The sequence below is a fragment of the Amycolatopsis sp. NPDC004378 genome (assembly GCF_053602455.1).
Map to the genome: position 1 here is coordinate 244,567 of NZ_JBSGDR010000003.1, position 12,353 is coordinate 256,919.

Annotated in this window: 13 protein-coding genes; 6 read left to right on the forward strand and 7 right to left on the reverse strand. The window is 71.5% G+C overall.

Annotation, left to right across the window (positions count from 1 at the left end; all coding sequences use genetic code 11):
- The first annotated feature begins 38 nt into the window (after positions 1 to 38).
- Positions 39 to 1,193, forward strand: coding sequence for an NAD-dependent epimerase/dehydratase family protein (locus ACWEN0_RS12740; protein ID WP_451972451.1), 1,155 nt, complete (start codon positions 39 to 41; stop codon positions 1,191 to 1,193).
- 54 nt (positions 1,194 to 1,247) lie between these two features.
- On the opposite strand, the gene ACWEN0_RS12745 is transcribed toward ACWEN0_RS12740, so the two are convergent.
- Positions 1,248 to 1,607, reverse strand: a complete 360-nt coding sequence (locus tag ACWEN0_RS12745; protein WP_451972453.1) for a nuclear transport factor 2 family protein — start codon at positions 1,605 to 1,607, stop codon at positions 1,248 to 1,250.
- A gap of 135 nt (positions 1,608 to 1,742) precedes the next feature.
- On the opposite strand from ACWEN0_RS12745, the gene ACWEN0_RS12750 reads away from it, so the two are divergent.
- Complete coding sequence (locus tag ACWEN0_RS12750; RefSeq protein ID WP_451972455.1) at positions 1,743 to 2,543, forward strand: helix-turn-helix domain-containing protein; 801 nt, start codon at positions 1,743 to 1,745, stop codon at positions 2,541 to 2,543.
- A 44-nt stretch (positions 2,544 to 2,587) separates the two neighbouring features.
- On the forward strand, positions 2,588 to 3,367 hold the full coding sequence (locus ACWEN0_RS12755) for an aldo/keto reductase (RefSeq protein WP_451972456.1): 780 nt from the start codon (positions 2,588 to 2,590) through the stop codon (positions 3,365 to 3,367).
- On the opposite strand, the gene ACWEN0_RS12760 is transcribed toward ACWEN0_RS12755, so the two are convergent.
- The 6 genes from ACWEN0_RS12760 to ACWEN0_RS12785 form a co-directional block, all read right to left on the reverse strand.
- Positions 3,364 to 4,209, reverse strand: coding sequence for a hypothetical protein (locus ACWEN0_RS12760; protein WP_451972458.1), 846 nt, complete (start codon positions 4,207 to 4,209; stop codon positions 3,364 to 3,366). The genes ACWEN0_RS12755 and ACWEN0_RS12760 overlap by 4 nt on opposite strands.
- 916 nt (positions 4,210 to 5,125) lie before the next feature.
- Positions 5,126 to 6,013 carry a 3-methyladenine DNA glycosylase gene (locus tag ACWEN0_RS12765; protein ID WP_451972460.1) on the reverse strand — a complete coding sequence of 296 codons (888 nt, stop codon included), beginning with the start codon at positions 6,011 to 6,013 and terminating at the stop codon, positions 5,126 to 5,128.
- Positions 6,010 to 7,053 (reverse strand): hemolysin family protein, encoded by a 1,044-nt coding sequence (locus ACWEN0_RS12770; protein WP_451972462.1) that lies wholly within the window; start codon positions 7,051 to 7,053, stop codon positions 6,010 to 6,012. The genes ACWEN0_RS12765 and ACWEN0_RS12770 overlap by 4 nt, the downstream gene beginning before the upstream one ends.
- On the reverse strand, positions 7,050 to 8,387 hold the full coding sequence (locus ACWEN0_RS12775) for a hemolysin family protein (RefSeq protein ID WP_451972463.1): 1,338 nt from the start codon (positions 8,385 to 8,387) through the stop codon (positions 7,050 to 7,052). Before ACWEN0_RS12775 ends, ACWEN0_RS12770 begins: the two co-directional genes overlap by 4 nt.
- A 216-nt stretch (positions 8,388 to 8,603) precedes the next feature.
- Positions 8,604 to 9,170, reverse strand: a complete 567-nt coding sequence (locus tag ACWEN0_RS12780; protein ID WP_451972465.1) for a TIGR03086 family metal-binding protein — start codon at positions 9,168 to 9,170, stop codon at positions 8,604 to 8,606.
- Positions 9,171 to 9,192: 22 nt separating this feature from the next.
- Positions 9,193 to 9,777 carry a TetR/AcrR family transcriptional regulator gene (locus tag ACWEN0_RS12785; protein ID WP_451972467.1) on the reverse strand — a complete coding sequence of 195 codons (585 nt, stop codon included), beginning with the start codon at positions 9,775 to 9,777 and terminating at the stop codon, positions 9,193 to 9,195.
- Between the two features lie 185 nt (positions 9,778 to 9,962).
- Between ACWEN0_RS12785 and ACWEN0_RS12790 the strand changes: the two genes are divergently transcribed.
- The 3 genes from ACWEN0_RS12790 (at position 9,963) to ACWEN0_RS12800 (ending at position 12,334) form a co-directional block, all read left to right on the forward strand.
- Entirely contained in the window at positions 9,963 to 10,367 is a 405-nt protein-coding gene (locus ACWEN0_RS12790) for a hypothetical protein (protein ID WP_451972469.1), read from the forward strand.
- Positions 10,364 to 11,017, forward strand: coding sequence for a DUF3558 domain-containing protein (locus ACWEN0_RS12795; RefSeq protein ID WP_451972471.1), 654 nt, complete (start codon positions 10,364 to 10,366; stop codon positions 11,015 to 11,017). The genes ACWEN0_RS12790 and ACWEN0_RS12795 overlap by 4 nt, the downstream gene beginning before the upstream one ends.
- A 63-nt stretch (positions 11,018 to 11,080) precedes the next feature.
- Positions 11,081 to 12,334, forward strand: a complete 1,254-nt coding sequence (locus ACWEN0_RS12800) for a hypothetical protein (protein ID WP_451972473.1) — start codon at positions 11,081 to 11,083, stop codon at positions 12,332 to 12,334.
- Positions 12,335 to 12,353: the final 19 nt, after the last annotated feature.

Here is a 12,353-nt window from a genome sequence, read left to right on the forward strand (position 1 = left end):
GGCAAGCTTGTGCGTAAACGAGCAGGAAAGGCGGCACAATGCGAGTGCTGGTTCTCGGCGGTGACGGATATCTGGGCTGGCCGACCGCATTGCACTTATCGGACAAAGGCCACGAGGTAGCCGTTCTCGACAATTTCGCCCGCCGCGGTTACGACGCCGAACTCGGTGTCGAAAGCCTGGTCCCGATCGAATCCCTGGCCGAGCGGATCGCCGCGTGGCAGGAGGTCTCGGGACGCACGATCGCCAGTTACGAGGGCGACCTCCTCGACGCGGAGTTCCTCTTCGGCACGGTTCGGGACTTCCGGCCGGACGCCGTCGTGCACTACGCCGAGCAGCGGTCCGCGCCGTATTCGATGATCGACCGCGAGCACGCCGTCTACACGCAGCACAACAACGTGATCGGGAACCTGAACCTGCTGTACGCGATCGCCGAAATCGACCCGGCGATCCACCTGGTGAAGCTCGGCACGATGGGCGAGTACGGCACGCCGAACGTCGACATCGAAGAGGGCTGGCTGGACCTCGAACACAACGGCCGCAAGGACCGCGTGCTGTTCCCGAAGCGGCCGGGGTCGTTCTACCACCTGACGAAGGTCCACGACTCGCACAACATCGAGTTCACCTGCCGCGCCTGGGGGCTGCGCGCGACGGACCTCAACCAGGGCGTGGTCTACGGCCAGCAGACGCCGCAGACGGCGCTGGACCCGCGGCTGGCGACGCGGTTCGACTACGACGCGGTGTTCGGCACCGTGCTGAACCGGTTCGTCATCCAGGCGGTGCTGGGCCAGCCGCTGACCGTGTACGGCAAGGGGGCCCAGACACGCGGCCTGATCGACATCCGCGACACCGTCGAGTGCATCCGCCTCGCCGTGGAGCACCCGGCCGAGGCGGGGGAGTTCCGCGTCTTCAACCAGATGACGGAAAGCATGTCGGTGGCCGGCATCGCCGATCTCGTCGCCGAGCGGTTCCCCGGGCCGGTGCAGATCGAGCAGCTGGAGAACCCGCGCACCGAGGCGCCGGAGCACTACTACAACGTGAAGCACACCGGGCTGGTCGGGCTGGGGCTGGAACCGCACCTGCTTTCGGACACGCTGATCGAGTCGATGTTCGACATCGTGGGGGCGAACAAGCACCGCGTGCTCCCGGACAAGCTGCGCCCGACGGTGCGCTGGCGGGGCGCGCTGAAGGACTAGGGGTGCGGGCCGGCGTGCGGGCTCCCCTGCCCGGGAGCCCGCACGCCGGGGTGGTCAGCCCGGCAGCTTGTCGAGGAAGCCGTGCACCTTGGCGATCTTGCCGTCCTCGAGCTCGACGACGTCGAAGCCGATGGCGACGGGCTCCGCTCCGGGCGTCCCGAGGTACCACTGGAACCGCGCGAGGTCGTGGTGCGCGTCCGGGTCGGCGGGCAGGCTGAAGGACAGCCCGGCGAACTGCTGCTGCGCCCCGCCGACGAACTGGTCGATCCCGTCGTGCCCGGTGACGGCGCCGAGCGGGTCGGTGTAGCCGGCACCTTCGGTGAAGACGTCGCCGATGAGGGCGCGGCGCTTGTCGCCGTCGGTCTCGTTCCAGATCGCGATGTACTGCTCGACGATCGTGCGGACGTCGCTCATGGTGGTTCCCTTTCGTTGGGGGACAACGGGTTCGGTCGTCCCGGTGCTGAGCACGACTCTGTCCGACGACACGCGGCACGTCGATTACGCGGGAGGTAATGGCCGCGCGTCGATGATCGCCGTAGCGTCGCCCGGGTGACGACTACGGTGCAACGGCAGCGGCCGGTGGGTCAGCTGCTGCGGGAATGGCGCGACCGGCGCCGGATCAGCCAGCTCGACCTCGCGATCTCGGCGGACATCTCCACCCGCCACCTCAGCTTCGTGGAGACCGGCCGCTCGAAGCCCAGCCGCGACATGGTGCTGCGGCTCGGCGAGCACCTCGACGTGCCGCTGCGCGAACGCAACCGGCTGCTGCTCGCCGCCGGGTATGCGCCCGCGTACACCGAGAACGCCCTGGGGGACCCGGAGATGAACGCCGTCCGCCAGGCCGTCCGGCAGCTGCTCGCGAGCCACGACCCCTACCCGGCCGCCGTCGTCGACCGGAACTGGGACCTCGTCGACGCGAACGCCGCCATCGGCCTGTTCGTCGACGGGATCCCGGCCGGGCTGACCACCAACGTCCTGCGCGCGACGCTGCACCCGGACGGCATGGCGCCGCACGTCCTCAACCTGGGGGAGTGGCGTGCCCACCTCCTCGGCCGGCTGCGCCGCCAGGTGGACCAGACCGCCGACGCCGGGCTCGCCGAGTTGCTGCGGGAGCTGCGCGGGTACCCGTGCGACCAGCCGGTGCCCGAGGTGGAGGTCCCTGGACCGGGTGACATCTTCGTGCCGCTGAAGTACCGCCACGAGGGCACGGACCTGACGTTCTTCAGCACGGTGGCCACGTTCGGCACGCCCCTGGACGTCACGGTGGCGGAACTGGTCATCGAGTCGTTCTTCCCCGCGGACGCGGCTACCGCGGCATACCTGCGCGAGCGGGCCGCCCGGGTGGAATGATTGGGGGACACCCGCGCAGCATCCGAAGTGAGGATCACCGGTAGATGGCCGTTCCGCCTTCGCTCGCCCTGTCCGACGGAGTCCGCATCCCCCAGCTGCTGTTCGGTGTCGCGGGTCTGACCGCGGCCGAGACCGGCCGCGCCGTCCGCATCGCGCTCGACACCGGCTACCGCGGGTTCGACACCGCGCCGGGGACCGAGGTGGCGGTGGGTGCGGCGCTCGCCGCGGGCGACGTGCCCCGTGAAGAGCTCTTCGTCAGCTTCAAGGTGCCCACGCAGGGCTACGACACCACGCGCCGCGCCGCCGACCAGGCGCTGGCCGCGCTCCAGCTCGACCAGGCCGACCTGTGCCTGCTGGACGGCACCAAGGGCGCGTTCCCCGACACCTGGCGCGCGCTCAGCCGGCTGCGGGCCGACGGCCGGGTGCGGGCGGTCGGCGTCGCCGGGTTCGGCGTCGCGGAGCTGCGCCGGCTGATCGACGCCACCGGCGCGGTCCCGGTGCTGAACCAGGTCGAGCTGCACCCGTGGCTGCAGCAGGTCCCGTTGCGCGAGTTCCACGACGAGCGGGGCATCGTGACCGCGGCGTCGAGCCCGGCCGCGAACGCCGCGCTGCTGTCCGACGAGACGGTCACCGCGCTTGCGGCCAAGTACGGCAAGACGCCGTCGCAGATCGTGCTGCGGTGGCACCTGCAGGCCGGGACGGTCGCGGTGGCGGCGTCGGCGACCACGACGCGGACCCGGGAGAACTTCGGGATCTTCGACTTCGAACTGGCCGACGACGACCTCGCCGTGGTGGCCGAGCTCGACAACGGCACGCGCGTCTAGGTTCCCTTGATCCCAGCGGCGGCGAAGTCCGCCTGCTGGGCGGGCTGCTCGAGGTACTCGCGGAACGTCTGGGCCGCGCGGAGCACGGTGTCGTCGATGCCCTGCCCGGAAAGCCCGACGAACGGGTAGTCCGCCGAGCGGGCGTTGGCCACGGACTGGGCGGCCGAACCGATCATCTCGGGCTTCTTGGTGGTCAGCTCGCTGATCCAGTAGGACGACTCGGGCAGCCAGGCGGCCGGGAGACCGCCGATGGCGTTGAGGTTCGACCGGCCGACGAGCGCGTCGAGCACCTCGGACGACGGCTTGGCGTCGATCGTCACGTGCACGCACTGGCCGTGGACGACGGTGGCGGCCTGGTTCCACCGGTCGGCGGCGGCGGTGAGCGGCTTCTGCACGCTCGGGGTGACGACGATCCGCATCTGCGACGTCCCCCCGGAGCAGGCGGCGGCCTGCGCCTCGGCGCGGCTGTTGAGCTCGCTGTCGGCCCAGTTCCAGCCGATCACGCCGAGCCCGATGAGGGCGGCGAGCACGGCACAGGCGATCGGCCAGCCGGCGATCCGCCGCCGAGGCGCCTTCTTGCCGACGATCCGGTGCGACCCGGTGGCCTCGCTCTTCCCGGCGACCCGGTGCGACCCGGTGGTCTCACTCTTGCCTTCGGCGCGGTGCGGCCCGGTGGTCTCGCTCCGCCCGGGAGCGCGCCGACGGCCTTCGCTCTCGCCTGCGGGTTCGACGCGGCGGCGGGAGCTTTCGCCTGCGGCCTCTTTCCGGCTGAGGGTGCGGGACGTCTCGCTGCGGGCGGTGATCGGGTAGTTCCCGGAGGTCTCGCCGTGCCGGGTGATCACCTCGGTCCGCTCGGCGGCGGTCTCGGCGGGGGAGGAGCCTTCCCCACGACGCCCGCGCCGCGAGGCGGACTGGCCGCCGCCTTTACCGCGGCGGCTGGTGGGCTGGTCCCCGAGCCCGGCAGCGCCGGACTCCTCGCCACGGGTGGCGACGGGGTAGGCACCGGAAGTCTCGCCACGGCGGGCGACGGGGGCTTCACCGCGACTGGCGACGGGGTAGGCACCGGAAGCCTCACCGCGACGGGCGGCCGGCTGCGAACCGGTGGCCTCACCCGCGGAGACGAAGAAGGAGCCGGAGGTCTCACTGCGCCCGGCGACGGGGTACGAGCCCGACGCCTCACCGCGGCCGCGTCCGGCGATCCCGAAAGCATCGGAGATGGAGCTGCGCCCCGGAGTCCGGAAGGCCCCGGAAGCCTCACTCCGGCCGGTGACGGGGTACGAGCCGGAGGTCTCGCCGCGGCCGGTGACGGGGTACGAGCCGGAGGTCTCGCCGCGGCCGGTGACGGGGTACGAGCCGGAGGTCTCACCGCGCCCGGTGACGGGGTACGAGCCCGAAGTCTCACCCCGGCCCGTGACCGGATACGAGCCGGAGGCTTCACCGCGCCGAGTGACGGGGTGCGAACCAGAGGCGTCGCCCCGGCCGGTGACGGGGTACGAACCGGACGCTTCACCACGGCCGGCGACCGGCTGGGGAGCCCCGCTCGGTGCTCCCGCGGCATCGCCCGGGTGGGGGCGGCGCGGGGCGGCCGGGCGGCCGGTGCGGTCCTGAGGGTGCGGCACGGGATCGTCGTCCCGGGTGTGTCGCCCCATCGTCATCCTTTCGGGCTACGCGCATGTCAAGCACGCGCGGCGATGCAATAAAACCGTTATCACCCTAACAGGTGAGTATCGGTGAGAGAATAATCTGACTCACAGTTGCTCACGCGCGGGGTGCTGCGCTGATCAGGCGATCGCAATGCGCGATCAGGCGAGCACGCACCGGTGCCGCTCGCCGCGCGAAACCGGCCTGGGCGCGGGCGTACTCGGCCCGGCCCTCGGCCGTCTCGATCCGCACCGGCGGGTAGCCCAGCGCGGCCAGGTCGTACGGGCTCGCCCGCATGTCCAGCGTCCGGATCTCGACGGCCAGCTCGAAGCAGTCCGCGACGAGCTCCGCGGGCACGAACGGGTCGAGCTTGTACGCCCATTTGAACAGATCCATGTTCGCGTGCAGGCACCCCGGCTGTTCGAGTGCGACCTGCGTCTCCCGCGACGGCGTCAGCTCGTTCCGCGGCCGGGCGTCGGCGGTGAAGAACCGGAACGCGTCGAAGTGCCCGCACCGGATGTCCTGGGACTCGACGACCGCGTCGGTGCCCGCCGAGCCGAGCCGCAGCGGGACCTGGTTGTGCCGCACGGAGTCTTCGGGCTCGCGGTAGACCATGGCCCACTCGTGCAGCCCGAAGCAGCTGAGCCGCGGCGCGCGGGACGCCGTCGCGCCCAGCAGGCCGCGGACGAACTCCGCCGTCCGCAGCTTGCCCTCGGTGAAGGCCGCCGGGTCGAGGACGACGCCGTCGTCCGTCGGCACGTAGCCCTTGCGGTCCAGGAACCGGCGGGCCGCGGGCCCGGCGAGCGCGACGCCGGGCCCGGGCTGCCACCGCTGCAGGTGCTTGGGCCGGAACGAGTAGTAGGTGAACAGGAAGTCCAGCACCGGGTGCTTCTCGCCGCGCGCCCGCCGCTCCTGGTGGGGGGCCGTCCAGCGCCCCATCCGCTCGGCGTGCGCCGCTTCCCGGGCCAGCCAGTCCGGTTCGGCGAGCACTTCGACGCCGGTCATGCGCCCACGTGGGTGCCGTCCCGCACGGTGCCCACGTACTCCTCGACGAGGTCCTCGAGCGCGACGACGCCGACCGCGTTCCCGCCGCTGTCGAGCGCCCGCGCCAGGTGGCTGCCTTCCTTGCGCATGGCCGAAAGCGCGACGTCGAGCCGGGCGTCGGCGCGCAGTTCGGTGAGCGCCCGCGTCTTCGCCGGCGGCACGATCGTCGCCGGGTCCTGGCCCGCCAGGTCGAGGACGTCCTTCACGTGGATGTACCCGGTCAGCCGGCCGTCGTCGGTGCACACGGGGAAGCGCGAGAAGCCGGTCGACGAGACCGCCCGCTCGACGTCGCCGACCGTCGGCCCGCACGGCAGCGTGGTCAGCTCGGCCGTCGGCACCAGCACGTCGGCGACCGTCTTCTGCACCGACGACAACGTCTGGGACAGCCGCCGGTGCTCGGACTGGTCGAGCAGCCCCTCGCGGCGCGACTCGCTGAGCAGCTCGGCCAGCTCTTCGGACGTGTAGGCCGTCTCCAGCTCGTCCTTCGGTTCGACCTTCACCGCGCGCAGCAGCGAGTTGGCGACGAAGTTCAGCAGCCAGATGAACGGGTTGGCCACCTTGACCCACGCGACGTGCACGGGCACCAGCCACAGTGCGAGCCGTTCGGGCTCGGCGATGGCGAGGTTCTTCGGCACCATCTCGCCGATCAGCACGTGCAGCACGGTGATGAAGGCCAGCGCGATGGCGAACGACACCGCGTGCAGCAGGGTTTCGGGCAGCCCCAGCAGGTCGAAGAACGCCGACAGCCGGTGCGCGATCGCCGGCTCGCCGAGGCGGCCGAGCAGCAGCGAGCAGATGGTGATGCCCAGCTGCGCGCCGGCCAGCATCAGCGACACGTGCTTGCTCGCGTTGATCACGATCTTCGCGCGCGTCTTGCCCTGCTCCAGCAGGGCTTCGAGCCGGTCCCGCCGGGACGAGATCAGGGTGAACTCGGCGCCGACGAAGAAGGCGTTGGCCAGCAACAGGACCACGACCAGGGCGATGTTCAGCCAGTCGCTCACGCGTCCACCTCCACGCTCGCGGCCGCGCGGACCGGGGCCACCTCGACCTCGGCGATCCGGTGCTTGTCCATCGAGGTGACGGTGAGCCGCCAGCCGTCGACCTCGGCGGCGTCGCCCTCGGCGGGGATCTTGCCGAGCCGCTCCAGGATCAGCCCGGCGATGGTCTCGTAGTCGCCGTCGGGCATCCGGAAGCCGGTGACGTCGGTGACCTCGTCCGGCCGCAGCTGGCCGGACACCAGCCAGCTGTCGGTCCCGACCTGCTGCGACGCGGGCCCCTCGTGCTCGTCGTGCTCGTCGCGGACGTCGCCGATGATCTCTTCGACGACGTCTTCGAGGGTCACCAGCCCGGCCGTGCCGCCGTACTCGTCGACGACGATGGCGAGCTGGAAGCGGGAGTCGCGCAGGCGGTCGAGCAGGTCGTCGCCGGGCAGGGACTCGGGCACCGTCGGCACCGGCCGCATGACCGAGCCGATCGGCACGTTCGCCCGCTCGGCGGCGGGCACGGCGAAGGCCTGCTTGACGTGCACGGCGCCGCGGACGTCGTCGAGGTCCTCGGCGTGCACCGGGAACCGCGAGAAGCCGGTGCGGCGGGAGATGTCGATGAGGTCCTCGATGGTGTCGTCGACGGCGAGGGCCTCGAGCTGCACGCGCGGGGTCATGAGCTCTTCCGCGGTGCGCTCGCCGAACCGCAGGGAGCGGTCCAGCAGCTCCGCCGTCGACGTGTCGAGCGTGCCGCTTTCGGCGCTGGACCGCACGATCGAGCCCAGCTCCTGCGGCGAGCGCGCCGACCGCAGCTCTTCCTGCGGCTCGACGCCGAACTTGCGGACGAGGAAGTTCGCGCTGTTGTTCATCAGCGTGATGAGCCAGCGGAACAGCGAGGAGAACCGCGAGTGGTACCCGGCGACGGCCCGCGCGGTCGGCAGCGGCCGGGCGATCGCGAGGTTCTTCGGCACCATCTCGCCGAGGATCATCGACAGGGAGGTGGCCAGCACCAGGGCGAGCACGATCGACGCGCCCTCGGCGAACGACTCGGGCAGCCCGACCGCGGTGAGCAGCGGGCGGACGAGCTCGCCGATCAGCGGCTCGGCCAGGTACCCGGTGATCAGCGTGGTGAGCGTGATCGCGACCTGGGCGCCGGAGAGCTGGAACGAGAGCGTCCGGTGGGCTTTCTGGACGGTCAGGGCCCGACGGTCGCCGACCTGCCGGACGTTGGCGTCGACGGTGCTGCGCTCGAGCGCGGTCAGCGAGAACTCGGCGGCGACGGCCAGCCCGGTGCCCACGGTCAGCAGCACGAAGAGCAGGACGCCGAGCACGGCGAAGAGGATCTGGATCATTCCGCACCCGCCCGGTCGGCGGGGGATGAACCTATCGGACAGCCGGGTCGGTCACCCGGCCCGGTACTGTCACCAGGTGACTGCGCTGCGCGCACGAAACGGTCACTCCCAAGGAAGAAATCGGCGTGTACTGCGGAGATACGGACAATCGTATCGTGTCACCCGTGCCGGCGGCGGGCACGTCGGTGTGTCGGCGCGCTCACCTCGGCGGGTGGTTCAGCGCGGTTCGCGCCCGAGCAGGGCGACGAGCCGGTCGGTGGCCCCGGCGTCGCGGCCGACCGCGACCGGCGGGTCGAAGACGCCGAGCCCCTGCCACTCGTCCACCCACGGGCGGACGACTTCGAGCAGGCGTTCGGCCAGTCCTTCGGTGACGGGGCAGGGCAGGTCCAGCGCCGCCGCGAGGTCCCAGGCGTGCACGGCGGCGTCGATGGTCATCTGCCAGCCGTACTCGCGGGCCGGCAGGAGCCCGGCCGAGACGTGCACCGCGCGTTCGAGCACGCCGTCGTCGAGGAAGGCCTCCCGGGCGGCTTCCGCGGCCGCGTCCCAGGCGGCCACCGGGTCGTCGCCGAGGACGTCGCCGTCGAAGCGGTCGCCGACGTCGTCGAGGGTGGCGCCGGCGAGCAGGGACGGGGCCCACAGCTGCTCGGCGACGAGGTGGTTGACCAGGTCGCGGACGGTCCACTCGGTGCACGGCGTCCGGTGGTCCCAGTCGGCCGCGGCGGCGGCGTGCACGGTGTCGCCGAAGGCCCGCAACGCCTGGCCGTGCGCCTCGAGGAGATCCACGCGGCCATTTGACCACGCGGGGTCAGGCGGTGCCCGGCCGGTGCCGCCGCACGGTCTCCTCGACGAGGTCGAGCACCGGGCCGAGGCCGGCGCCGGGCAGGCCCATGGCCAGGTGGGAGACGAGCCCCTCGAGGACGAGCTCCAGGAACGCCGTGAGGACGTCGACGTCGACGTCGTCGCGCAGGTTCCCGGCGTCGCGCTGGCGCAGCAGGCGCAGGCGGGTGGCGGTGGTCAGCTGTTCGGAGCGCTCGGCCCAGCGGCCGCGGAACTCGGGGTCGGTGCGCAGCCGCCGGGAGACCTCGAGGCGGGTGCCGAGCCAGTCGGCCGGGTGCTCGCCGTCGCCCGCGAGCAGGTCGCGCATGACCTGGACCAGGCCCTGTTCGGCGACGACGTCGGCCATCCGGACGGCGTCGTCCTCGGCGAGGGCGAGGAAGAGGGACTCCTTGTCCCGGAAGTGGTGGAAGATGGCCCCGCGCGAGAGTCCGGTGGCTTCCTCCAGGCGCCGGACTGTGGCACCTTCGTAGCCGTAGCGCGCGAAGCAGACGCGGGAGCCGTCGAGGATCTGGCGCCGGCGTGCGTCGAGGTGATCCTGGCTTACGCGTGGCATCCTGAAATCCTGGCACCGAGGACCGGGATCTCGCAATCCGTACGTACGTACTGTGACCCGCCGTGTCGGGAACCGATCGGGGTGCCCCATCGTCGGAACGTTGCGGCGATTCGCTGACACGGCATGAGACGGTTGGCTAATCTTTGCACCATCACAGTGGGTGAACTGAGGGGAAGGTGCGGGGCGTGATCATCGGCGAAGCCGGCCAGGCGGTCCAGGCGGTCTGGGGTGGCGACATCCTGGGCGAGCGCGGCCGCGTCTACGGCGGCGGTGGCGGCGGGGGCGGCGAGTTCAAGATGGACCCCGAGGAGCTCGCCTCGGTGATCGGCCTCTGGGAAGCCGAGCTGGACAAGATCGTCGACGACGCGCGCACGATCCAAACGCTCATGTTCGCCTCGCTCGCCCCCGGAGAGGACTCGGCCAGCGCGAGTTACGGGTCGGCGGCCAACACCTCGATCACTTCCCTGCAGGAGCAGAACGACTCCATGCGCAAGTACGTGCAGGGTTACATCAAGAAGCTGAAGGAAGCCCAGACGAAGACCGTCGCGACCGACCAGGGCATGTCCGAGACTTTCGGGCAGGCGACGTGAGCCTGGGCAAGATCACCCGCGCGAGTGCGCTCGGCGGGGCTGTTCTCGTGGCCTGCGCGTTCGTGGCCGGCTGCACCTCGGAGACCGGTGGCTCCGCCACGCCGGTGAATTCGGCGTCTTCGCCGGCACCGTCCGCGGCGGGGCCGACCGGCGACGTTCCGAAGGTGACGACTCCGCTGGACGCGACGAAGTACGTGGGCGATCCGTGTGCTCTCGTCCCCGGCGACGAGCTGGCCCGGCTGAAGTTCACCGATCCCGGCGCGCCGCGCCTCGGCGACACCACGCCCGAAGGCCAGGCGGGTCCCAGCTGCGGCTGGAAGATCAGCGGCGAGGGCGTGAGCCTGCTGGTCATCCTCGGCACCGGGAACCGCGACGCCGGGGCCGGCGGGCTGGCCGGTATCCAGGCCGCCTACGAGCGTCCGAAGAGCGTCGTCAAGTTCGTCGAGCGTGCGCCGGATGTCGAAGGGCAGCCCGCGCTGTACTTCGACACGCGCGATCGTCGGCCGATCGGGAACTGCAGCATGGCCGTCGGGCTCGCCGACGACCTGGCTGTCGCCGTCTTCGCTGAAGGGTATGAGGGGCAGCAGGATTCCTGCGATGCCGCGCAAGGCGCAGCGGCCGCGATGGTCAAAACACTCAGGGGGGCTTGACGAGTGGACGGCAAGCAGATCTACGACAATTTCAAAGGTGGCCAAACCGAAGGACTGCACCAGATGTCCGAGTCGGTGAACAAGCTCTCGGAGGCTTATCAGGCCCGTGCGGAGAGCATCAAGGCGCTGCAGGACCGGATGGCCCAGGCCTGGACCGGCAGTGCCGCCGACGCGGCCAACGCCGGGGCGGGCCCGCTCGAGCTGGCCTTCGCCGAGACCGCACTGCCGCTCGACGAGACCAAGGCCTCGGTCGACACCCAGGCGGATGCCTTCGACCACTCCAGCAACAGCGTCGTCCAGGTGCCGCCGAAGCCCGAGAAGCCGAACCCGTGGACGACCGGGCTCAAGGCGGCCATCCCGATCGCCGGGCCGTTCATGGCCAAGGACGACATCGACTCCTACCAAGAGGGAGTCGCCAAGTACAACGCGGCCAACGAGACGAACGTCCGCGTGATGGACCAGTACAGCGTCGTCACGAACGGGACGAGCGCTTCCCTGCCCGCCAACTACGGCGTCCTCGAGTCCGACGGCGCCGCCATCTCCGTGAACGAGCCGAAGGGGCCCGGCAAGATCGACCTGGGCACCGACCGCAGCCGCTGGCTGCCGGAGAACGCCGGCGGGGATCCCGGGTACAACGACCACACCACGACCTCCAGCGTCGACCCCGGGGGGACCGACCGGCCCGGCAGCACCGACCGGCCCGGCGGCACCGATCGCCCCGGCTCCACCGACCGGCCCGGCTCGACGGACCGGCCGGGCAGCACCGATCGGCCGACGGACGAGACGCACACGACCGGCACCGGGCGGCCGACCACGACGACCACGCGACCGGGTGGCACCGACCGGCCCGGCAAGACGCCGATCGGCACCGATGGCATCGACTTCTACCCGACCAGCACCGGTGGCGGCGGCGGGCAGAACTACTCGAACACCTTCGGCGGCGAGCCCGACTCCGGCACGGGCGGGCGCGGGCCGGCCGGCGGGAACGCCGGGAGCCGGCTGCTCGACTCCAACGGACGGCCGATCAGCGGCACCGGTGCCGGGGGCAGTGGCAGCGGCGCCGCGGGGGAGCGGGGGCTCGGCAGCGGCCGCGGGTCCGGCATGGGCAGTCTCGGCAACGCCGCCGCCGCGGAGGCGGCCGCGGCCCGGTCGGCTGCCGGGCGGTCCGGGCAGCTGGGGCCGATGGGGGCCGGGGGCCGGCGCGGTGAGGGCGAGGAAGATGATGAACACCAGCGGCCGGACTTCCTGATCGAAGCGGATCCGGACGCGATCTTCGGCACGGACCAGCGGACCAGCCCGCCGGTCATCGGCGAGTAGGCGGGTGGACGTGGCAACA